Source organism: Halobacillus sp. B23F22_1 (assembly GCF_043497005.1).
In the GTDB taxonomy this organism is placed as follows: Bacteria; Bacillota; Bacilli; order Bacillales; family Halobacillaceae; genus Halobacillus_A.
Genome location: NZ_JBIEKE010000003.1, coordinates 445,582 through 468,494, shown reverse-complemented (window position 1 = coordinate 468,494; position 22,913 = coordinate 445,582). Strand labels below are relative to the sequence as shown.

At 39.2% G+C, this 22,913-nt stretch carries 24 protein-coding genes and 1 pseudogene; 19 read left to right on the top strand and 6 right to left on the bottom strand.

Features of this window, described 5'->3' with window-relative positions; genetic code table 11:
* The first annotated feature begins 3 nt into the window (after positions 1–3).
* From ACGTNH_RS17380 to ACGTNH_RS17370, 3 genes are read left to right on the top strand one after another with little or no spacing between them, the layout of a single operon-like run.
* Complete coding sequence (locus ACGTNH_RS17380) at positions 4–924, top strand: carbohydrate ABC transporter permease (RefSeq protein ID WP_394588198.1); 921 nt, start codon at positions 4–6, stop codon at positions 922–924.
* The gene (locus ACGTNH_RS17375) at positions 925–1,764 is read left to right on the top strand and encodes a carbohydrate ABC transporter permease (RefSeq protein WP_394588197.1); all 840 of its coding nucleotides are present in this window, start codon (positions 925–927) and stop codon (positions 1,762–1,764) included.
* A 56-nt stretch (positions 1,765–1,820) separates the two neighbouring features.
* Positions 1,821–3,311, top strand: a complete 1,491-nt coding sequence (locus ACGTNH_RS17370) for a glycoside hydrolase family 32 protein (protein ID WP_394588196.1) — start codon at positions 1,821–1,823, stop codon at positions 3,309–3,311.
* Between the two features lie 48 nt (positions 3,312–3,359).
* Here the strand turns inward: ACGTNH_RS17370 and ACGTNH_RS17365 are convergent, their stop codons facing one another.
* The 4 genes from ACGTNH_RS17365 to ACGTNH_RS17350 all read right to left on the bottom strand — a co-directional run bounded on the left by ACGTNH_RS17365 (position 3,360) and on the right by ACGTNH_RS17350 (position 7,724).
* A complete protein-coding gene (locus ACGTNH_RS17365) occupies positions 3,360–4,343 on the bottom strand; it encodes a LacI family DNA-binding transcriptional regulator (protein WP_394588195.1) in 984 nt (327 codons plus the stop codon).
* A gap of 392 nt (positions 4,344–4,735) precedes the next feature.
* A complete protein-coding gene (locus ACGTNH_RS17360) occupies positions 4,736–5,902 on the bottom strand; it encodes an aminotransferase (protein WP_394588194.1) in 1,167 nt (388 codons plus the stop codon).
* Positions 5,899–6,396 carry an Lrp/AsnC family transcriptional regulator gene (locus ACGTNH_RS17355; RefSeq protein ID WP_394588193.1) on the bottom strand — a complete coding sequence of 166 codons (498 nt, stop codon included), beginning with the start codon at positions 6,394–6,396 and terminating at the stop codon, positions 5,899–5,901. Before ACGTNH_RS17355 ends, ACGTNH_RS17360 begins: the two co-directional genes overlap by 4 nt.
* A 383-nt stretch (positions 6,397–6,779) precedes the next feature.
* On the bottom strand, positions 6,780–7,724 hold the full coding sequence (locus ACGTNH_RS17350) for an EamA family transporter (protein ID WP_394588192.1): 945 nt from the start codon (positions 7,722–7,724) through the stop codon (positions 6,780–6,782).
* Positions 7,725–8,155: 431 nt separating this feature from the next.
* Between ACGTNH_RS17350 and ACGTNH_RS17345 the strand changes: the two are divergent.
* From ACGTNH_RS17345 to ACGTNH_RS17330, 4 genes and pseudogenes are all read left to right on the top strand, one after another.
* Positions 8,156–8,395 (top strand): annotated as a pseudogene (locus ACGTNH_RS17345) (hypothetical protein); the annotation flags it as partial.
* 1 nt (position 8,396) lies between these two features.
* On the top strand, positions 8,397–9,281 hold the full coding sequence (locus ACGTNH_RS17340; protein WP_394588191.1) for an alpha/beta hydrolase family protein: 885 nt from the start codon (positions 8,397–8,399) through the stop codon (positions 9,279–9,281).
* A gap of 60 nt (positions 9,282–9,341) precedes the next feature.
* Entirely contained in the window at positions 9,342–9,674 is a 333-nt protein-coding gene (locus ACGTNH_RS17335) for a hypothetical protein (protein WP_394588190.1), read from the top strand.
* Between the two features lie 140 nt (positions 9,675–9,814).
* Positions 9,815–10,186 carry a nuclear transport factor 2 family protein gene (locus ACGTNH_RS17330; protein WP_394588189.1) on the top strand — a complete coding sequence of 124 codons (372 nt, stop codon included), beginning with the start codon at positions 9,815–9,817 and terminating at the stop codon, positions 10,184–10,186.
* 62 nt (positions 10,187–10,248) lie between these two features.
* Here ACGTNH_RS17330 and ACGTNH_RS17325 read toward each other — a convergent pair whose 3' ends face one another.
* Positions 10,249–11,121 (bottom strand): AraC family transcriptional regulator, encoded by an 873-nt coding sequence (locus tag ACGTNH_RS17325; protein ID WP_394588188.1) that lies wholly within the window; start codon positions 11,119–11,121, stop codon positions 10,249–10,251.
* A gap of 156 nt (positions 11,122–11,277) precedes the next feature.
* On the opposite strand from ACGTNH_RS17325, the gene ACGTNH_RS17320 reads away from it, so the two are divergent.
* A complete protein-coding gene (locus ACGTNH_RS17320; RefSeq protein ID WP_394588187.1) occupies positions 11,278–11,511 on the top strand; it encodes a hypothetical protein in 234 nt (77 codons plus the stop codon).
* Positions 11,512–11,593: 82 nt separating this feature from the next.
* Positions 11,594–12,538, top strand: coding sequence for a homocysteine S-methyltransferase (gene mmuM / locus ACGTNH_RS17315; RefSeq protein ID WP_394588186.1), 945 nt, complete (start codon positions 11,594–11,596; stop codon positions 12,536–12,538).
* Between the two features lie 13 nt (positions 12,539–12,551).
* Here the strand turns inward: mmuM and ACGTNH_RS17310 are convergent, their stop codons facing one another.
* Positions 12,552–13,451 carry an alpha/beta hydrolase gene (locus ACGTNH_RS17310; protein ID WP_394588185.1) on the bottom strand — a complete coding sequence of 300 codons (900 nt, stop codon included), beginning with the start codon at positions 13,449–13,451 and terminating at the stop codon, positions 12,552–12,554.
* Positions 13,452–13,579: 128 nt separating this feature from the next.
* On the opposite strand from ACGTNH_RS17310, the gene ACGTNH_RS17305 reads away from it, so the two are divergent.
* The 10 genes from ACGTNH_RS17305 to ACGTNH_RS17260 all read left to right on the top strand — a co-directional run bounded on the left by ACGTNH_RS17305 (position 13,580) and on the right by ACGTNH_RS17260 (position 22,871).
* Positions 13,580–14,116 (top strand): DinB family protein, encoded by a 537-nt coding sequence (locus ACGTNH_RS17305; RefSeq protein ID WP_394588184.1) that lies wholly within the window; start codon positions 13,580–13,582, stop codon positions 14,114–14,116.
* A 403-nt stretch (positions 14,117–14,519) separates the two neighbouring features.
* Positions 14,520–15,773: a hypothetical protein gene (locus ACGTNH_RS17300; protein WP_394588183.1), complete on the top strand. Its 1,254-nt coding sequence runs from the start codon at positions 14,520–14,522 to the stop codon at positions 15,771–15,773.
* A gap of 32 nt (positions 15,774–15,805) precedes the next feature.
* Positions 15,806–16,120 (top strand): hypothetical protein, encoded by a 315-nt coding sequence (locus ACGTNH_RS17295; protein WP_394588182.1) that lies wholly within the window; start codon positions 15,806–15,808, stop codon positions 16,118–16,120.
* A 320-nt stretch (positions 16,121–16,440) separates the two neighbouring features.
* The gene (locus ACGTNH_RS17290) at positions 16,441–17,985 is read left to right on the top strand and encodes a BCCT family transporter (RefSeq protein WP_394588181.1); all 1,545 of its coding nucleotides are present in this window, start codon (positions 16,441–16,443) and stop codon (positions 17,983–17,985) included.
* Between the two features lie 261 nt (positions 17,986–18,246).
* Positions 18,247–18,480 carry a hypothetical protein gene (locus ACGTNH_RS17285; RefSeq protein ID WP_394588180.1) on the top strand — a complete coding sequence of 78 codons (234 nt, stop codon included), beginning with the start codon at positions 18,247–18,249 and terminating at the stop codon, positions 18,478–18,480.
* 157 nt (positions 18,481–18,637) lie between these two features.
* Complete coding sequence (locus ACGTNH_RS17280; protein WP_394588179.1) at positions 18,638–20,143, top strand: FAD-dependent oxidoreductase; 1,506 nt, start codon at positions 18,638–18,640, stop codon at positions 20,141–20,143.
* Positions 20,144–20,292: 149 nt separating this feature from the next.
* A complete protein-coding gene (locus ACGTNH_RS17275) occupies positions 20,293–20,661 on the top strand; it encodes a glucose starvation-inducible protein B (RefSeq protein ID WP_394588178.1) in 369 nt (122 codons plus the stop codon).
* Between the two features lie 115 nt (positions 20,662–20,776).
* Positions 20,777–20,956 (top strand): YjzC family protein, encoded by a 180-nt coding sequence (locus ACGTNH_RS17270; protein WP_188378050.1) that lies wholly within the window; start codon positions 20,777–20,779, stop codon positions 20,954–20,956.
* A 183-nt stretch (positions 20,957–21,139) separates the two neighbouring features.
* Positions 21,140–21,577: a DUF2512 family protein gene (locus ACGTNH_RS17265; RefSeq protein ID WP_394588177.1), complete on the top strand. Its 438-nt coding sequence runs from the start codon at positions 21,140–21,142 to the stop codon at positions 21,575–21,577.
* Positions 21,578–21,812: 235 nt separating this feature from the next.
* Positions 21,813–22,871 (top strand): NAD(P)H-dependent flavin oxidoreductase, encoded by a 1,059-nt coding sequence (locus ACGTNH_RS17260; RefSeq protein ID WP_394588176.1) that lies wholly within the window; start codon positions 21,813–21,815, stop codon positions 22,869–22,871.
* Positions 22,872–22,913: the final 42 nt, after the last annotated feature.

The following is a 22,913-nucleotide window of genomic DNA, read 5'->3' as shown; positions in this document are numbered from 1 at the left end:
GGAATGGAGTACTCTGATAAGTTTACTAAACGGTCAAAACGAAAAGCTTTTAGTTTAGAATCCATAAGTTTTCATATCCAACCGTTTTATTTCCTGCTGCCAGCCTTAATATTGCTAGGTGTTTTCTTATTCTTACCTGCCTTATTGACGATTTATTATGCCTTTACGGATTATTATCTTCTTACGCCGGATCAACGGGAATTTGTTGGGTTTAGTAACTTCACTCAGCTCTTTAGTGATCCTGTGTTTATGAAAAGCCTGCAAAACATTTCTATTTTTGTTGTTTGCATTATTATTGTACAGGTAGGGGCCGCTTTAGGGTTAGCTTTATTAATTAACAACAACAAAAAAAGTAATATTTTTCTCAAAGTAGCTTTCTTTTCTCCAGTTGTTATGTCTTTAGTTGTGATCTCAGTATTATGGCTCTATTTATTAAACCCTTCTGATGGATTGATCAATTCTATGTTTCAAGGTATAGGGATCGATGCTCAGCCGTTTTTAACCAGTCCAAATCAGGCAATATTTGCGATTGTGTTTGTATCCGCATGGCAGGGAGCAGGGTATCAAATGTTGATTTTCTTAGCCGGCTTACAAAATATTTCTAGAGAAGTATATGAAGCGGCAAAAATAGATGGAGCTACGAAGTGGAAGAGCTTCCTGCACATTACCCTGCCTTTATTAAGACCTACCACCACTTTAATAGTGTTCACAACATTAATTGCAGCCTTTAAATTAATCATTCAGCCGATGATTATGACTCAGGGTGGACCACTGAACTCGACAATGACGCCGATATTTTATATCTATCAAACTGGTTTTACGGATCGATTGGTTGGATACTCCAGCGCAATGACGGTCGTATTTGGTGCTTTAATTGCAGTGGTGACATTTATTCAGAGAAAACTAGCAAAGGAGGATATTTAAATGCAAAAAATAACAAAAGTAGTTAAATATATATTGTTAGCCCTTTTAGCTTTTGTGTTTGTATTTCCTCTATTATGGATGATTTCTTCCTCGTTAAAAACGGAGGAAAGCATTTATCAAGATTTAGACAGCATTAAAGCTTTATTACCTTCTTTTCACTTATCGGAGTGGATGGCTTCTTACTCCGAGTTATTTGAACGATTTGATATATTTAATTACTTGTTCAATAGTGTTTTATATGCTGGGATCGTTACAGTGGGATCAATTGTCATCAATGGTATGGCAGGGTATGCCTTCGCAAAATTCAGGTTTTTTGGAAAAAACCTGTTGTTTAGTCTCCTGCTGGCGTTGTTAATCGTCCCTGTTGAAACTATTATAATCACTCAATTTACTATCATTCACAATCTGGGACTGGTCAACAGCCGCCTAGCTGTCGTGATCCCTATGATAGCGAACGCTTTCTTCATTTATTTGTTCAGGAATTTCTTTATCGCTGTGCCGGATTCGGTGATTGAGTCGGCCAAGATTGAAGGAGCCAGCAATTGGTCAATTTTCTGGAAAATTATGATGCCAATGTCTAAACCGGCCATTGCAACTGTAGGCACACTTTCCTTTATCGCCAGCTGGAATGACTACATCTGGCCGTTGATGATCTTAACCGATGGGGAGAAATTCCCGCTGCAGGTTGCAATTACGAATATCAATTCGACAGAGCCTGTCTTTACGAATCAGATTATGGCAATCTTAACGATCTCAACGATTCCGCTTATTATCGTCTATATGGTAGCTCAAAAATATTTACTTCAAGGGCTTGGCACTTCAGGAACAGGCAATAAGTAAGTTATTTAATTTGAATTTGTATGACAACCGGATAACATATTTTGGAGGGGAAAACTATGAAATTAACGAATGAAACCCATGAACAAGAAGTTCAGCAAGCGACTCAGGAGGTGGAGATGAGAAAGAAGAAAATCGTGGATGCCAGCTATCGATTAAATTATCACTTTATGGCTCCATCTGGGTGGATTAATGATCCTAATGGCCTGATTCAGCATAAAGGAGTCTATCATTTATTCTACCAGCACAACCCTTATGGGGTGAACTGGGGACCGATGCACTGGGGTCATGCTGTAAGTAAAGATTTAATTCACTGGGAGCATCAACCTGTCGCCCTGGCGCCTTCAGAGGAATATGATTTTGAAGAAGGAAACGATGATATTGGCTGCTTTTCAGGTAGTGCTGTTTCTAAAGGTGATGAGCTTTATTTAATTTATACAGGGCATGTAGGAGGAAAATCCCCAAAAGAAGTTCAGGCTGCAGCTTCTTCTATCGATGGTATTCATTTTTATAAGCACAATCAAAACCCTGTCATTGACAAGCCTCCCGAGGATTTATCACAGGATTTTCGCGACCCTAAAGTGTGGAGGTATGACGGGGAATGGTATATGGTTGTAGGTTCAAGTGTGAATGGAAAAGGAGCTATTCCTTTATATAAATCCGAGGATTTAATAGATTGGACATATGAAGGAGAAGCCTTAGAAGCAGATGAGAATCAGGGGGATATGTGGGAATGCCCGGATCTATTCCCTATCAAGGATAAACATGCACTGATCGTCTCGCCTATGAATATGGCCGATGGAAAAAACATCATTATGGTTGGTGAGATGAATTATAACAATGGTAAATTCACCCCTGAATCAGTAAAAGAAATTGATGACGGGAATGATTTTTATGCTGCCCAGACGTTTGAAGATGAACAAGGCAGACGAATTCTAATCGCCTGGATGGATACGTGGCAGACAGACTTCCCTACTAAAACGGAAGGCTGGGCAGGGGCTATGACAATTCCGAGGCAGGTCGTACTGGATGGTAACAGCCAAGTGAAGTTATTACCTGCTCCCGAACTTCAAAGTTTACGAGAAAACAATCAGTACAATGAAAATATCCACCTATCACCAAATGAAGTGGTAGATGTTACTAGAAATGACTTAGATCACAGCTATGAAATGTTAATAGATTTTGATTTGAAAAAAGCTGAGCCTTATGGAAAGCTAGGGATAGAGTTGAGAGTTTCTGATAATAGAAAAGAAAAAGTTTTGGTGTACTACGATTTAAAAACAAAAGAATTAGTCGTAGACACTACTCTAGCCGGGGGAGATACCCATTCTAGTTTAAATAAAACTAAGATTAATGTAAAAGATCAACTTTCAATCCGGTTATTTATGGATACATGCTCATTAGAGGTACTAACAGCAGATGGAGAAGCGTGGATAACAAATCGCATTTATTCTGATTTGAAAAACAAGGGTACTCGACTATTTACAGAAGGAACGGGAGTTATTGTAGAAAAAATGGAGACGTGGTCGTTAAAAAAAGTAATAGAATAAAAAGAAGGGAAAGGTTGAATTGTGAAGCCTTTCCCTTCTTTATGTTTTTTAAATAGAACCACCTTCATAAAAAGAAACATTGTGCCTGATTTCTTCCTGTGCAATCGGTTTTGTGCCTTCGATTTGCTGTTGCAGAAGAGACACGGCTGATTCAGCGATGGTTTGAATTGGCTGACGAATTGTTGTTAGTTTGGGGTGGATGGTACGAATCGTTTCTGTACCATCATATCCGATAATTTTTAGTTGTTCTGGAATCGATACCTTTCTATTTTCTGCTTCCCGCATAACCGCCAGAGCTAAGATATCATCACTGGCAAAGACTCCGTCCATATCCGGCTGTTCATCAAAAATCTTTTTAATAATTCGTTTGTGCTGCTCGATATCGACTACCCCTGGAATTTCGTAGGTGGTATGAGGCAAATTGCGCTCAGTCATAACATCCTCATAGGCTTTCCTGCGCAAATTAGCAGGTGTTTCAAGGTCATAAGGACCGTTTAAATGAATGATTCGCTGGGAGCCAGCCTCTAAAAGTTTTTCCACAGCAAGTTTCCCGCCTTTGTAATTATCTGAACCTACGACGGGAATATCCATAGATAAATAATGATCAATGGCTACGGTTGGTAAGTTATGCTGTTCATAATCAAGTAGGCCGCGGTTATAAGTCCCCACGATTACACCATCTACTTGATTTCTTCTGAGCATATCCCAATACTGCTTTTCTTTTTCAATGTTGTTTACGCTGTTGCATAGAAGTACTTTAAGTCCTTTTTGCGAACAGTAATTTTCTATTTCTGCTGCTAGTTCACCGAAAAATGGATTTTTAGTCGTCGGCACGATTAACCCAATAATATTCGTTTTCTTATTATACAAAGACCTTGCTAAATCGTTTGGAATATAATTAATTTCTTCCATCGCATTATATACTTTCTTCTTCATCTCTTCGCTTATATAACCACGGTTATTTAAAACACGTGACACAGTGGTAGGGGACACCCCGGCCGCTTTAGCCACGTCTTGAATTTTGGGTTTCATATCATATGAATCTCCTTTATTGATTAATAGGGGTATGAAAACTCTTTCATCACTTATGAGAATGATTATACCTTAAAGGAAATCACATATAAATAAAGAGGTTTTAAGCCGATAACGTTATACTGGAAGCGGATATTTGCAGAAAGCTCTCATGTAATGATGGACCGGAATTTTCAGCTGTAAAAAAGATTTATGCACTTGAAACAGCAGCTCTTCCAAAACAATGGAGAACTATGAATCTTTATGATTTCTAATTGAGAGCTGTGGCTAATGGTCTATAACTAAACGTTTTTAATATTTGTTCACTTACAATTTAACGTAAGCCGTGGGTTCGAACGTTTACCTTATGAAAAACAGGAAATTCCTCACTTCGGGAATTTCCTGTTTTTCATTTATATTCTTTTTTCTACAAACCGTTTCATGCGATCCATGGCTTCGTCGAGCTGTTTCAGAGAAGTCGCGTAGGAACAGCGTATGTATCCTTCGCCGCTTTCTCCAAATACTTCCCCTGGTACAACAGCTACCTGTTCTTCTTGAAGCAATTGCTCAGCAAATTCTGCCGAAGATAATCCAGTTGCTTTAATGGAAGGGAAGGCGTAAAAAGCCCCGCCGGGATTTGGGCATTCCAGTCCTATTTCATTTAAGCTGCTCACGATAAAGTTCCTTCTTTGCTTATAACTTTCAATCATTTCCTGAACGCTGGGCTTGCCATTTTTCATCGCTTCTAACGCTGCATGCTGAGCCATAGTCGGTGCACACATCATCGTGTACTGGTGAATTTTTACCATGGCTGAGATGATTTCCGAGGGTCCTGATGCATAGCCCAGACGCCAGCCTGTCATGGCAAAAGCTTTTGAAAAACCGCTGATCAAAATTGTGCGTTCTTTCATGTCAGGAATAGCGGCAAAGCTTGTGTAGGCTTCGTCATAGGTCAATTCAGCATAAATCTCATCTGACAATACAAGCAGATCATGCTTCTTAATTACTTCGGCAAGCTGCTCTAATTCCTGACGAGATAAAAACGTACCTGTCGGGTTATTCGGGTTACACAGCATGATCGCTTTTGTTCGTGGAGTAATCGCTTCTTCGATTTGTTCTGGTTTTAATTTAAACTCATTTTCAGGTTTGGTTTGAATGGTAATCGGTGTTCCGCCAGCTAAACTGACAGTTGGGACATAAGCTACAAAGCCTGGTTCCACCACAATGACTTCATCGCCGGGCTCGACAACTGTCCGCAAAGCAAGGTCAATCGCCTGACTCGCTCCTACCGTAACAATAACTTGATCATTTGGATCATAGGAGAGCTGAAAACTGTTGTGCAGGTAATTGCTGATCTCCTCGCGTAACTCCAGCATCCCCGCATTTTCCGTATAAGACGTGTATCCTTGTTCAAGCGCATGAAAACTTTGTTCGATGAAATTCCAAGGTGTGACAAAGTCAGGTTCGCCTACCCCAAGCGATATAACATCTTCCATCTGAGCCGCTAAATCAAAAAAACGGCGAATGCCAGAAGGCTTTAGGTCAGCTACTTGTCTTGAAATATAAGATGTCTTATTCATGGTGATACCACTATTCTTTTATCATCATCATCGTCATCGTGCAAAATGATACCGTCATGCTTATAGCGTTTTAATACAAAATGAGTCGTCGTCGATAAAACAGAATCCAGAGTAGAAAGTTTTTCAGAAATAAAATTCCCGATTTCAGTCATCGTCTGCCCTTTTACTGATACGGACAAATCGTAAGCTCCCGACATCAGATAAACGGCTTTGACTTCAGGAAAACGGTAAATACGTTCAGCTACTTTATCAAAACCAACTCCGCGGGCCGGCGTCACTTTTACATCAACCATAGCGGTAACCTCTTCACCGTCTAACACTTTAGCCCAGTCAATCAGCGTGGAGTAACCGAGAATGGCTTTCTTTTCTTCAAGATGGTTCAGCAGTTCGCGAACCTCATCTATACTTTTTCCCATTAGCTTTGCAATTTTATCAACTTCTAAATTAGCGTTTTTCTCGATTAGCCTTAACAGTTCGATTTCGTTTTCCTTCACTTTAAGCACCTTCTTTTTAAGTTGTACTATGCTCCATTCTACTAGCTTTCAGAAAGAACTAAAACCCTATTTACAGTAGTTCTCCCATCCAATCTGTTTATGAATGCTATTTCATACTAAAATAAAGAAATAGTAGAAAAATTTGTTAGGAGGTGAAAGGCATTAAATTATTTAAACCTATGAATGAGAGTGAATCTGATCATTGGAAAAAGGGTGCAGTTATTGGTTTTTATGCTTATTTGGTAGTGTTATTTATAAACATCACGTATGAGCTATTTGCTGACAGTTATATCTTCTCTATGTCTTTCGTATTTTGGATAGGATTAATTGCAGCATTCAGCAGTGAGTGGGTCTTTAACTTCAGAAAGAAAAAAGCTCACCCTTTATAACGCCATCTCTTTTCTTTCTTGAATAGGCCGATGTCTTACGTTATTTACATAAACACTAAATAAAGCAAACCCTAGTATCACCGTTACGCCTAGCAACGAATGGTAGGAAGTATGGATTCTAGGATCGAAAAACTGAAAGGCAAAAGTGAAGATAGGTATAAATGACAAGGACATCATGACAAAAAATGTTTCAGAATATTGAATCCCGACTTGCAGAAAGTACAATGGAAGGACAACACCGATAATGGAAACGACTAAAACCCATGCCCAATTAGATGGCAATTGTTCCAGCAGTCCACCTTGCTTTATAGAGATGATGAGCGACACTACGATAATGGCATAAAAACGATGAGCTAAAATCATAGAAGTGCTCCATTGGGCTTCGCTCAGCCTTTTCGAGTAAATGGCTGCTAAAGCTGCAAAAAATCCACACAAGGCAGCGGAGGCAAGCCCGGCTGCAGCAAAGGGGATAGAAGAAAAAGCTACGCCCGAGTTCCCTTGCAGCGTTGCAAAGATAAGAAACAAACTCCCAATAAACGTACCTAACCCTGTAATGACATCCACTTTATTTAATAATTTCCGGTGAAAAATTCTAGCGATAAGTAACGATGAAATCGGAGCTACCCCGATTTCAATGGCTCCAACGATGGCAGGTTCTATGTATTTTAAGGCAAAATAGAAACTCATAAATACTCCAGCCGTGCTGAGATTAATGCCAATCATGTCTTTAACATTGGCAGTCTCGTTATGCGACCTCATTGAAGCGTTACTTAACTGAATCGCATGAAAAAATAAAGCAGTAATGAAGAAACTAATAAAGGTAAAAGTGAAGGGACTTATATTTTGTACTTGATTTGAATAATAAACATTGCTGCCAGCTGTCAATATCGCTGAAATGATTAAAAATAAGGTTCCAATAGATGCATAGTTTCTAATCATTAATGCCTCCTTCACGTAAGTTTCCCTTAAAATGAATATTTTTACAATTTTAAGTACAGCTATTCTATCTGTCAATAGATTTTTGAAGTAAACCGGGTATATTGAAACTTTTGGGCTTAAAAATCGTATTTGAATAAGAAGCAGTTGGCAAATTTTCAAAAAGGAGTTTTTATTATCCCTAACAAAAATAACAACAAACCGTTTAATGATGGAATGGATCACTTGTCTAAAATCGAAGGATATCCTAGGAAGGACCGTTTCAACCAAAACTTCCGGCTCAATTGCCTTTTGAAGTAGAGGACTATAATTATACATCAGGGCCGAGGAGCTAAAAGGATACCTTACTAAATGTTGAATTCGTTGGGGAAGGTCGTGTGGAGGTCGAATTGATGACGATTAAAAGGGATATTAATTAGGATAACGATGTAGACCCAGAACAGGTTGAGGTAGGTGACACTCAAGGGGAATATGGTGAAAGTAAAGACGAATCTTCTAAGCGATTAGTGTGGAAAGAGGATGATATCAGCTATGAGTTGAAGTATTTCATGGAAGGGTCTGAGAAGAACATAACGAAAGACGAGTTGATTCAGCAGAATCTTTTCAATGATTTAGTTAAAAGCGGATGTAATTCCGGGCTCTGCACCAATTGCCTTACTTGTAAGGGGGGATAAAATGTATAAGTTCTGTTTGCGAATTCTTACCCTTTTGTTCTTGGTGATGGGGGCTGGGTGCAGAGAATCGAGTTCTACTGAACCTTATATATTAAGTAATGAAAAGATGGATATTCCACAAACCTCCCATTCTAAAACTACGGAAGCCTACCAGTTAAACTATAGAAGTGATGGATTAGAAGTGTCAGGTTTTGTTGTAAAACCTAAAGAATTTAAAGAGGATCTCCCCTTACTTATTTTTAATAGAGGAGGAAATCAAGAGTATTCAAAAATTGATGAAAGGACGTTATCCGGCTATCTATCTTATTGGGCTAATAAGGGATACGTCGTGGTCGCCTCTCAATACAGAGGGAATGATGGAGGAGAGGGAAAGGAAGAGTTCGGAGGCGCCGATCTTAACGATGTGTTAAACCTGAGTCATGTAGCAGAAGAGCTTGAAGATGTAGATATTGATAATAAAGTGATGCTCGGGACTTCACGTGGAGGAATGATGACTTATTTAGCCATTAAGGAAGAGATGGATATTCATGCAGCCGCTGTTGTGAGTGGAATCTCGGACCTTTTTCTTTTTCACGAAGAAAGTGAAGCAACTATGAAAAGAGGACTGGCTGAATGGGTTGGTGATCCTGACACTCAAAAAGAAGAATACGAAAAGCGTTCAGCTAGTTACTGGTCTGAAAAGCTAAATTCACCTCTATTCATTCTGCATGGAGATGAAGACGAAAAAGTATCTGTAGAGCATTCCAGGAAGCTTGCTGAGCAACTAGAGCCCAGGAGCGAGGATTTCAAATATAAGGAATACGAAGGCGGAGGTCATGGGTTAACGAATTATGTCGAAGAATACACGGAAGAGGTGGACGATTGGTTTAAACGTTATATCAATTAGTATTGTGGCAGCCTCGTTTGAGTGAGTAACTATCACGTGTTCCAGGGTAGGGAGAGTAGTATGAAAACTTTTTCATTACTTGTGCTCGTTCTGATTTCAGGAATTTTACTGCCTCAACCAAGCTTTGCTACATCGTGGGCCTATTCTTTCGTGGTGTGGGATGGATATATATATGTGGTCAGTGAGGAGTATGTCGATGAGGTAGACAGGGAGATTGGTCACGTGACTGCCTATTCGGATATGGAACAATACCATGGGAATTTCTCTAATGCTTATAGAGAAGGCACGAAGTATTTTTCCATTGAAGGGGTTCGTAAAGAGGAAGCTATCGCTGTCCAAGAAGAGGACGGCAGGTTCATTAAAGCTGATCGGGAGAGCGAGTACTTACGGTGAAAATGATTACTGGGATGGAGATTCGGCGTTTGCTAGTTTGATGATCACGGTTTTGGAACTGTTACTTATCATTTTTGTTATTCGTTATTTTGTTAAAAGGAGAAACCAATCATCTTCACCAGGGAAATGAGGAGAAGCTAATGAATAATGATCTAAGAGAACAATTAAAAGAAATGGAGAAGAGACATTTAAACCTGGAGGTACGCCGATCGACTGAGGAACTTGCTCAAATACTGGCGGAAGATTTTTGGGAAATAGGAAGTTCAGGATATGAGATCACTAGAGATGAGTGTCTTAAAGATGGAGTTGTTTTATCGGAAATGGTTTTATATCAATATAAGATACAGCCATTAGCTTATGATGTAGTCTTAGCTACTTATTTTATAGAGGACAAAACTAGAAATAGGAATACACGGCGCAGTTCAATTTGGAAATTTGTCGATGAGAGGTGGCAATTATATTTTCACCAGGGTACGATCACTGGTCAGAAAGTTGAAGATTTAAAAGGATAAAAAATAGACGGAAGAAATCATTGATAGAATATAAAGAAAAGAGCTGATAAAACAGCTCTTTATTATTTTTTCTTTATTGGAATCCATATTTCACTTTTAAACGCTTGGGAGGAAAGGTCCTTATGCTCATTCCACAAAATTTCCGGTCCGTCGATTTGTTCATAGTTCGATGAAGGAAACCATTCCGAATAAATACGTCCCCATACGTTTTGCAAGGCATCGGGGAAAGGTCCCACAGCTTCAAATACTCCCCATGTGGAAGCGGGAACTTCCAGCTGGGATAGATCGTTAGGGCACTCTTTCGTTGTTGCGACTCCAATATAGTGGTCCAGCTCTCCTTTTTCCTCCATTCTTTCTTCTGAGAAATTAGTGGAGGCACTAATAATGCCTTTTGGGTCAATCGTCGAAAGTTCTTTTAGTTGACGTATTGTCTCTTGATCTAAACTTTTCCACATTTTGTTGATCTCTGGATGTACTCCTTTAAATATGATAGGGACTCTTTTCTTAATCCCTGCAATACGAAATGCTTCTTTTTCTACAATGCGATAGTTCATTTCACTTCCTCCTTTAATCGATAGCTGAAATGTCATAGGAGGATAAGATTTCAGGGAATGCCCCTTGCTTTTCGCCTCTGATGGCGTGATTCCGTGCATTTTTTGAAAAGCACGTGCAAATGAGTCGGGTGATTGATATCCATATTTAATTGCCGCGTCAATGACTTTTACGTCACTTGTATTAAGTTCAAATGCGGCCAGGGTGAGCCTTCTGCGCCGAATATACTCCGAGAGTGAGATGCCGGCCAGAAAAGAAAACATTCGTTTAAAGTGAAACTCGGAACAAAATGCCCGTTTGGCCGCTTCTTTTCCGTCAATTTCACACGTAAGATTATCTTCAATATAGTTAAGGGCGTCATTCATGTCCTTAAGTCTATCCATTTCTATGACCTCCTTCTTTTATAGAGTATCAGGGTGGGATGATGGGCATCCGACATTTTGTGTTTAGTTAAGTGGGAATTGTTTATTACATAGTCGTTCGTGTTTAAGTAAAATGAAACGTGAGTAAATGTACAAAAGGGTTGACAGGAGGCTTCAATGAAAGATTTTAAAATTTATTTTATCGGTTTTGCAGCACTCTTTCTATGGTTGTTGGTTATGGACTACTTTAGGTCTGGGTCCTTAATATGGATAGAAAATGCTATTCAATCTTTATTTATTGTTTTTTGGATGATGTTCTTCCAATGGGGATGGAAGAGCAAGGATTATAGAAAAAGTAAACCAACTAAAGAACATCACACTCCTAAAAGAGAATCCTCACTTTACAAGTGAATTAGTGGTTCTGCATAGATAGAAGAAGCTCGTCCAATAAATATGTCTTTAGAAACTAAACGATATGAAAAGAGGAAAAAATATGTCTAAATTAAAACGTAATCCAATTACATCTATTTTACAAGAGTATCCTATTCTCATTCTCGACGGTGCGTTAGCTACGGAAATTGAGTCCCATGGGTATGATTTAAACGATCCTCTTTGGTCGGCTCGGATTTTACTTGATGATCCTGAAGTGATCCGTCAGGTGCATTATGATTATTTCAAGGCTGGGGCAGACTGTGCAATTACCTCCAGCTATCAGGCTACAATTGATGGATTTGCAAAACGAGGCATAGAAGAGAAAGAAGCACTGGAATTAATGAAAAAAACGGTGACATTGGCGAAGCAGGCAAGAGATGATTTCTGGATGGAAGAAAAAAGTATAGTCCGTCCGAAACCAATCATTGCTGGTTCTATAGGACCTTACGGCGCCTATCTTGCTGACGGTTCTGAATATAGAGGGAACTACGATGTGACGGACGAATATTTAACAGAATTTCATCGTCCAAGAATGCAGGCGTTAGTAGAAGCGGGAGCAGATGTGCTGGCTCTTGAGACGATTCCAACTTTTCAGGAATCGAAAGTACTGGCTTCGCTATTAAAAGAATTTCCGGATACGTATGCTTGGATTTCCTTTACGTTAAAAGATGGAGAAACGATAAGTGACGGAACGAAGCTGAAGGAGTGCGTGAAGGAATTAAGAGATAATGAACAAGTGACCTCGCTCGGCGTCAATTGTTCTCCGATCCCCGACGCTGCTGAAGCCCTTGGTGTGGTCCGCAAGATGACGGATAAGCCAATCATTATCTATCCTAATTCAGGAGAAACTTATAATGCTGAAACCAATACGTGGCACGGTGAGGAATCCTGTACTCCGTTTGATGTTCAATCAAGTGTTTGGTATGAGGCGGGTGCACGCATTATCGGAGGCTGCTGCCGCACGTCGCCTCAACACATAGAGTCCATCACTAAACGGTGGAGATAAACTACTTCTTTTTTCATGAGGGGTGAATTTTACTTATGATTTGCTGGAGTGCAGCCCTGGCCTCAGGGAAATTAAAGATCGGATAAACATGAATCATATGTTGGGCTTCATGGTAATCAATTTCTTTTCCTTGCTCTTTTGCTTTCTTAACAAACTTTCTTGCGTCAGGGGCTAAAATATCATGACTGCCCATGAAGATGGAGATCTCCCCGAGCCCTGTCACATCTCCATTGATCGGACTTAATAAATAAAAGGAGCGGTCTGCATCGCCCGCATACATTTTACCTACTTCAATCACGCCCGTTCTACTAAGGAACGGGTCATGCTTTTCAATGGCTTCAACTTCTGGGTTTGATAAGTGCAAGTCCAGCCAAGGGGAAATGAGAATAATTTTTCCTGGTTGAGGGGCTTGTTTTTTATGTAAAAGCTGAGCAAGAGCCAATGCCATTCCTCCACCTGCAGAATCACCCATGAATATGAGATTTGAAGTGTCTTCAACTTTGTTTACCACCTTCTCGTATAACGCATAAACAAAGTCAAATGTTTGTTGATACGTATGCTCAGGTGCCAATGGATACAGGGGAATGGTGATGGTACATTTTAATTTGTCTGCCAGTCGACCTAAAAATTTCCAATGCTGTCTCGTGATCTTATGTACATAGCCTCCGCCATGGATATAGAAAATGTGTAGATCATTCTTCGGCTTGGACGGTTTCATTTCATAATAATAGTGTCCATTCATTTCCACTTTCTTTATAGAGAAACTCTCTCGGAGTTTTTGAGGCGGTTCATGATTTAATAAACGCCTTGTTGCAATACCTTCTTTCAGCATTTCTCCTGATTTTCTCCAAAATATTTTCTTTCCTGCAAGTTTGAGTATGATCTTAAATTGTTTGCTGCGAATACTTTCCATTTTAATTCTCTCCTTCCCTATAAAGAGAGGCTGTACTACGCTTGCCTTTACTATTTATATGTTACTCTTTATGTCTATAGGAATATTATTTTAAACATTTTCTAATAAAAGTGAAAGGAGCAAGCCCGATGAATTTTTCTGTAAACGAAGCCGTGGAAATACTTGAAAGAACGCCTCTCGTGTTAAACAATTATCTTTTGGGATTATCAACAGGTTGGCTGGAATGCAACGAAGGCGACGATACGTGGAATGCTGATGAGGTAGTAGGACATCTTATTGAAGCTGAGAGAAACAACTGGATGCCAAGGCTTGAAGTTATGCTGCAAGAAGGTGATCAAAACTCGTTTCCCCCTTTTGATCGGTTTGCCCACTTAAAGAGTTCATCTGAAACTTCAATCGAACAAAAGTTAATAGAATTTAAGAGGGTTCGAACACAAAACGTTACTAAACTTAGAGAACTTGTGGATCCTGATGTCGATCTTGACGTGAAGGCCTTACATCCTGTTTTCGGAGAAGTGCGCGTGAGAGAGCTGCTTTCTACGTGGGTGGTTCATGATTTAACTCATATCGCTCAAATCAATCGTGTCATGGCTGAGAGGTACAGAGAGGATGTTGGTCCGTGGAAACAATATTTAGGTATTTTAAAAGAAACAGGAAGAAGATAGTTTTTTAATATACAGAAGTTATTACCGCGGAGATAATAGTTACATCCCCCGGAAAATAGATGAAGATATAGAACGCGTGAAAGAAATAATAGTGTTCATTTAAGCTCAGCTTTCTTTAACAGGAGAGTTGAGTATTATTTTTCATAAGTCTTGAAAATTTTGGAGTTCAACGATAGGATGAGATAATCTGGTAAATTGTTAAATCAACCGTACATGCATTAGACGAACTCAAGCTGAAGTTTTGCGATCTTCCGTTTCGCCTATGGATAGGAGAATTATTATCGTACGTAGTAAAAATGCTTTCAATCATATATACATATTTTATTCGTTTGTTTTCTTGTTAAATGTTATCTACGTGTTCTGGTCTCATTCCGTTCTTTATTCTATAATCGGCGTGCTCGGAATGGTTATGATCATCATTAATTTCCCAAGAGCTGCCCGTGTTTTTAAGATTCTGGGCATCATTCTTTTAGCTGCCGGGACGTTCTTTTTTTTCTCTAGTGATGCGTCGGTAAAAGAAATACCTGCTTTCTTTGCTGGAAATATTGGACTGCTTTTTCTTATATCTATGCTCCCATGGATGAATAGTGTGGTGAAGGCTGGGCGATACAACAAATTACTGCAATCATTGCTTGGAGGGAACGTAAAAGGAATGGGGTCTTTTTACGTGCGCAGTGAAGTAACGATGGTTTCACTGGCTGCATTTTTAAATTTATCTTCAGCTACTATTTCTCAAGAGTTGTTAAAGCAGCAATTAGAAACAGTGAAAACCAAAGTAAAAAATAATTTTATTGCAATGTCTACTCTTAGGGGCTACTCCCTTGCCTTGCTGTGGAGTCCGTTAGAAATTTTGTTAGCCACTTCTATATTTATTACAGGGGCGAATTATTTGGTCGTCCTGCCGTGGATGGTTATGATTGCACTGCTCGGTTTTGCTTTAGATGCAAGCATTGGAAAATTACTATTTCGTAAACATAGAGTAAAAAGGCAATCAAGTGCACAAAAGAATTTGGGTGCAAATAAAAAGAAATTGACACAATTTATTTCAGCGCTGGCCATGTTCTTAATAGTTGTTGTATTCCTGGCTAACGTGGTTCAGTTTGACTTCTTATTTGCTGTAACGATTGCGATTCTTCCGTTTGCTTTTACGTGGGCAGTTTTAATGAAGCGGAAAAGAAGTTTTATTCAAATTGGATGGCCGACATGGAAAAAGCATACGAATCATTTAAATAATTTTATCGTTTTGTTATTAGCTTTGTCTTTTTTAACAGAAACGTTAAATGCATCTCCTTATCTAGGGTATTTACAGGAACCAATTGTTGCATTGGAAGGGAGTCCTCTATTAATTATGCTCTTCATTCAAGCGGCTTTTCTTGGAATGACGCTGCTGGGTGTACATCCTTTAGCCACTATGGGCATCTTTGGCGGTGTAAGTGAGCTGCTTATGGGAGCGCTGCCTGAAGTAACATTAACTATATTGTTAGCGAGCTGTGCAATTGCTACCGTTCCTTCGGCGCCATATGGATTGATTGTGACGATTACGTCCGTAGGGTTAAGGATGAATCCATATGAGATCGTGCTAAAGAATCTGCCGTACAGCTTATTGCTTGGATTTTTAGGAGTAATGGTATCTTTACTGACGCTTGTGATCTATTAATAATGAAGAGAATAGGAGAGAGGGATAGATAATTGATAAAGAAAATCATAATAGGAGCGGCTTTATTAATCATTGCAGGGTTAGCACTATTTGGTCCGTATTCTCTTATTCGCGAATTTAATGAAGAAGCCGCTTTAAAAGACTTTATTTCTTCTGACAACACATTTAAAGGCTTAGAAGTAACCAATATCGATTATAGAGGATCGGAAACTTATTTCATCCAGACTCAAAAAGAAGGGAAGATGACAAATTTTATCCTGATGAGACACCATACGTCAGTCATGAATGGACATTGGAAGGTTTTTTTAAACAAAAATCAATCGAAGAACATTTTTAACATCGTTTGAAACCTTAATAGGACGGGATAAAACTGAATAAAGCCTAAAAAATCCGAACGATTATTGAAATCAGTTCGGATTTTTAATGCTATAGCTATTTCGTATCATCGCACCGTCAAATTACTGGCCTTCCGAGGGCGCGACCACAGTAATTGAGAGTGGAATAGATGATTTTAAGTCTATTTAACGTATTTGTCGAAAAGTTTTTGTTATTTAAATATAATAAAATCTTAAAAAACATGTTTACCTGAGGTTCTTTTCGGACATAGTCACCTGAATGGTATTATTTTTAGTTAAATAATAACAAAAAATATAGGAGGAGGGCTTGAATGAATAAAAAGAATTTGATTGATTATAAGATATTTGTTCCATCTCTATTAATCATTATTGCGATTAGCATTCCATTCGCTTTATATGAATCACAATCATTAGAGCTCCTTAACTCCATCTTTGATTATATTGTCGAAGTGTTCAGTTGGGGATATCTATGGTATGGGTTAATTCTTGTAGCTGCCGGACTATTTCTATCTTTTTCTAAATACGGTCAGGTGGTATTGGGTGATCCAAAGGAAAAACCACGTTTTAATTTATTTGAATACGCGTCCATTCTTGTAGCTATGGGTGTAGGATCAACGATCATGCGGACTGGAATGCTTGAGTGGACCAATGTCGCGAATGATCCGCCGACTGGCGTAGAAGCAGGATCTGCTGAAGCTCTATTATGGGGAAATGCCTACAGTATGTTTTTGTGGGGTTTTCAGGTTTTTGCGATTTTCGTAATGATCGCCCCAGCCATGGGTTATATTTTACATGTGCGAAAAAGACCGTTAATGAGGATTTCGGAAGCCTCCCGTGTTATTTTTGGGGATAAATTTACCGATGGTATCGGCGGCAAAATACTGGATATTATTTTTCTTATTAGTATATTGGCCGGGGCAGCTGTCACATTAGGACTCGGGGCTCCAATTATTACACACAATTTATCCGCCCTCTTTAACATTGAAGTGACATTCACCCTGACATTAATTGTTACGATTATCTGGGTATTCATGTTTTCAATCAGCGCCTACCTGGGGGTTGAGAAAGGGATTAAACGATTAAGTACCTTTAATATGTATTTGGCTGGTATCTTTGCATTGTTTATATTACTGGCTGGACCGGGCGTTTTTATTCTCGATTATTTTACAGAAAGTGTCTCTTTCTTACTAACAAATTACCTTGATATTTCCTTGAATACAGAAGCTGTTACCCCGGCTGAAACAACGCATATTCAAAGTAATACGGTGTTCTGGTTTGCTTACAGCGCAACGTGGGCAATGCTTCACAGTGTATTTGCCGCTAAAATTTCAAGAGGAAGAACCATAAAAGAAATGATTCTGACGTACTTTCTAGCTCCTACTTTAATTTCTTGGATGGCTACAGGAGTACTTGGTGGTTTAGGTGTGCATCGCTATCTACTGGAAGATATGGCCTTATTAGATTTCGTGCAGAACGAGGAGCCGATGGCAGCTATTCCTGAGATTTTATCGACTCTTCCACTTGGCGGAATGGCAGTCGTTATCTTTATGGTCGTAGCATTGATTTTCCTGACGACTACTCTTGATTCTACGACATATACTGTAGCTGCTTATACAAGCACACGAGATATGAGTAAATTTGAACCGCCGAAAACGCTTCGTATTATCATTGCTGCTATTATTACAGGACTTGCTCTTGTACTGATGCGTATTGGGGGATTGGCCCCATTAGAGGTGATCTCTGGTCTGATGGGAATCCCCGTTATATTTATACAGTTTCTTCTCATCTACGCCGCGAAACGGATGATCGATGAAGATAAGGCTTGGAGATATAACGTTAGAAAAGAATCTGATTAATAAATGAAACTACTCGGCCGGCAGAAATGTCGGCGGGTGGTTTTTATTTTTTATTTACTTACTTGGCACAGCTTCAGGGGAATAAACTTCTGTATCTTTATAGTTACCTGGTTTAAGCAGTGGTGAGAGAAAGAGGACCGGATCTATTATTAGTAAATTCATCTTTTTAAAATAATAGATAAAGTAAAGGAGAGCGTATTTTTCGTTCAATGACCACATATCCTACTAGTAATAGAATGAAGCGTAGGGAGATGAAGAGAGATGGGGTTCACTTATGGGAAAATGGAACTGTTCCAGGATCTTCAAAAAGTCTTTGCGAAGCATAACGTTCAGTCAATTACCGTATACGAACCGGGAACATTATTTTTTGTAGAAGCGGATGGATCACTGACAATAAGAGCGAAAGCTACGATCGCTGCGTTTGATGCAAAGCCGGGGAATAAGCCTTCTTCAAAATTTAAATTAATTCATGGAGGAAACAAGAAAGAAAGATAACAACATAGAGCTATTGCTGAAATTCTCTGAGAAAATGTAACGAGAGAAATAGAATAGGCACATAAAAGCTGCTTTTTAGGAACCTTCTAAAAGGCAGCTTTTTATGTGGGCGTATGCAGGGTATAGGTACATAACCATGAATAGAGGAGGAAGATCTTTGAGACAATCAGCTTCGCTTTGGAGAGATCATGAACTAGAATCGCTCCCAGGGTTAACAGAAGATGTGGAAACCAATGTAACCGTCATAGGAAGTGGGATTACCGGCATTACCACAGCTTATTTATTAGTGAAAGAAGGCTATAAAGTAGTGCTTCTGGAGGCAGGTAGAGTAATGGAAGGCACAACTGGCTATACAACAGCTAAAATCACTTCGCAGCATGGATTAATCTATGACAAGCTCTTTCGCACAATAGGAGAAGCTCAAGCAAGACACTATTATCAAGCCAATGAAGATGGGTTACAACTTATTAATGAAATTATAAAAATGCACGAGATTGAGTGTGATTTTTCAGAGCAGGATGCCTATATCTATGGAGTTACTGAAAGAGCAAAGCGAGACATTTATAAAGAAGCTGAAGCTTATGAAAAAATTGGTATAAAAGGAGGACTTGCTCAAGAAGTAGAATTACCGTTTGAGGTAACCGCAGCGATTACAATAAAAGACCAGGCTCAGTTTCATCCTGTGAAATACTTGGCGTCTATGCTTCACTTTCTTAAAGAGAAGAATACACCTATTTATGAAAATACCAGAGCTGTCGATGTAGAAAAAGGAACACGTCCTCGCGTCATAACCATAGATGGTCACTTTGTAACTTCAGACCATATTGTCATGGCTACTCATTTTCCTTTTACTGATTTTGATGGGTTGTATTTTTCGCGTCTGCATGTGGAACGCTCCTATTCGATAGCGGCTCGTGCAGAGGATCCTGTCCCTGATGGTATGTATTTAAATGTGGAGGAACCGAAAAGGTCGTTACGTCATTTTGTGAATGAACAAGGTGAAAAGCTCCTGCTTGCAGGAGGAGAAGGCCACCCCAGCGGTCAAAAGGAAAAAACTGAGTTATGTTATGAGAGATTACATGACTATGCGAGAGAGTATTTTCAGGGAAACGAGGTTACTCATCGTTGGTCCTCTCAAGATTTAACGACGTTAGATCATATTCCCTATATAGGACCGATTACGAAGAATAACCCAAACATTCACGTCGCTACTGGATTCGCTAAATGGGGGATGACAAATGGAACGATCGCTGCCAAAGTGATCACGGATTTAATTCGTGAAAAAGCGAGTCCTTATGCGGAACTGTTTTCTCCATCACGGGATTTAAGCATCCAGCACGTCAAAAGCTTTACAAAGGAAAATACAGACGCAGCAAAAGAATTCATTAAAGGAAAATTAGATAGGAGAAATAGGAAGCCAGAAGATCTTGCTCCGGGTGAAGGATCTGTTGTGCGTTTGAAAGGAAAAAGAGCAGGGGCGTATAAAGATGAAGCAGGAAATTTAAGCGTGGTCGATACGACCTGTACACATATGGGTTGTGAATTGAACTGGAATAATGGAGAAAGGTCATGGGATTGCCCATGTCACGGCTCTAGATTTACAACGGATGGGGAAGTTATTGAAGGACCAGCGACAAAGCCATTGAAAAAGTTATTGGAATAAAAAAATATGGGGAAAGGTTTTTTTAAAAGTAACGCATTACTATATTAAAATAATAGTCCGAATGTTTTATTTCCTAAAAAAGGGTTTAGAACTAGTGAAAAAAGAGAACGTATGAAAGTGTAATACAAATTAAAGGAGGATACATTGAAATGGCTAATAACAATCAAGGAAAGATGAGCAGAGAAGAAGCAGGTCGTAAGGGTGGAGAAAAAACAAGCAACAAATACAGCCAGGAGCATTTTGAAGAAATTGGTCAAAAAGGCGGAGACACAACCAGCCAGGAATATAGTCAAGACCACTTTGAAAACATAGGCCAAAAAGGTGGAAAAACGACTAGCCAGGAATATAGTCAAAAACACTTCGAGGACATTGGTCAAAAGGGTGGAGAGAAGACAAGTCAAGAATACGACCAAAAACACTTTGAAAATATCGGCCAAAAAGGTGGAGAAACCACTAGTGAGAAATACGGAGAAAAACATTATGAGAAGATCGGAAAAAAAGGCGGCCGTAATTCTTAGTAATGGTATAAAACCAAAACCAATCATTACGACCTCAACACTTTTTGAAAATGTAAGAAATTGATTACTGGCATAAACAATTTCTTAATCCAAATTATAACGGAGGGATTTAATCATGGCAAACAAACAATACAAAACTGGTGAAAAAGCACCAGAGAGCGGTAAATATAAAGTGGATCAACTTGTAAATGGTAAAAAGAGTGAAGATCACGCTGAAATCAACCTAAATGAAGGTGACCAATTTCCGCCTTCCACTACGGAAAGTGAAGCAGCATATTGGGTGAAATCCTCATAAACGTAAAACCTCTCTTGATTTAAAATCAAGAGAGGTTTTTTGTATTATAAACTTTAAATCAGTAATATCCATAAGTTTACAAAATCGCCAATAAACAATCTCTGTTTTTTCCATAAATTGAAATGGGCACGAATACAAACCATATATTCACAAAAGATAGGAGGAATAAGGAGTTGATATTAATTGAAACATGCTCAATACTTAGGTGCTAAAATAATCGGATTCGCGGCTTTACTGTTTCTTTTTTTAGGAGTAGGGTATGGATTGTCGTTTGGCAGTGTTTTTTTAGTCGCATTGGTACTCAGTATAATCTCTTATTTTATTGGAGATTTACTGATTTTGCGGAGGGCAAATAACTTGATGGCTACACTTTCTGATTTTGTACTAGCTTTAGTCGTCATTTATTTTATGGTGGCTGGTTTGACATTGACAGTAGGTGATGAATTATTTACTGCTGCTTTACTTTCAGCGGTAGCCGTTGCGGTGTTTGAATATATTTTTCATAAATATGTGGCGACTAGCGGGCTTTACGAAACGAAGGGTAAAAAAGAGAGAAAATTAAACCTAAGTACGGAAGCGTCAGAAGAACTGTTTCCTTACGATGAGAAAGATAGAAAATAAAGCGCGTTCCGACTGGAACAAAACTGAATAAATCATAAATTCATCCGAACGATTCTATTGAAATCAGTTCGGATGATTTATGTTAAAGAGAAATTACACATCGAATTTTTGTTTTTTGAACTGCCGGCTATACAGATTGTTCAACCTCTTCTTTTTTTAAAAATCTCTTTGTATTCCAAATGTACTTCCTTTGTTAGTATAAAAGTAAGAAACCAAAGGGAAGGGAGTAGATGGAATGGGGAAAAATAATGAAGTGACTGCCATGCTGAAAATTGACTATCCTATTATCCAAGCCGGTATGGCAGGAGGGATAACCACTCCGGAACTCGTAGCTGCTGTCTCGAATGCCGGAGGGTTTGGTACATTGGGAGCAGGTTATATGAACATTGAAGATTTGGAGAAAAGTCTTACAGCCATTAAGCAGCAGACCAGAGGGTCTTTTGGTGTAAATATTTTTATCCCGGAGTACCCCGATATCATCGAAGAAGAGATTGAAAAAACCAATCATTTACTGGAACCGATTCGTAAGGGCCTCTACCTGGATGAAAAACCGAAGCCCCAGCTTTCTCATTCTCTTTTCGATCATCAATTGGAAGTTGCACTGAAACACCAAGTACCAGCATGCAGCTTTACATTCGGCATCCCCTCAAAGGAAGTCATTCGTGATTTAAAAAAAGAAGGCATCTTCGTTATCGGTACGGCAACTACAGTCGAAGAAGCTCTAATGAATGAAGAACGAGGAATGGATATGGTCGTTGCTCAAGGAAGTGAAGCAGGCGGGCATAGAGGGACATTCTATAATACGTATGATTCAGCCATGATTGGAACGATGTCTTTAATTCCTCAAGTTGTTGATCACCTCCGTATTCCTTCCATTGCTGCAGGAGGTATTATGGACGGCAGAGGAGTTAAAGCAGCATTTGCTTTAGGGGCGCAGGGTGTTCAGCTTGGTACAGCGTTTGTCACTTGTGTTGAGAGCGGCGCCAAACTACAGCATAAAGAAGCAATCTTGAAAACACCTGAACACGATACCGTTATTACTAAAGCATTTAGTGGAAAGCCGGCACGCGGAATTAAGAATCAATTTACAAATGAAATGAGAGACCATGAAGAGAATCTGCCTGGATATCCTTTGCAAAACAGCTTAACGAAAGACATACGTAAAGAAGCCGCTAAACAAAATAAGCCTCAGTACATGTCGCTTTGGTCTGGCCAAAGTCCCCGTTTGAGCCAGAGTATATCAGCTGGCGAGCTAATTGAAAAAATTGCAGCGGAAGCAAGCCTTGAGGATTAAAACTCTTAAATTTAAGGCATTCAACTTTTCGTTAATTGATAA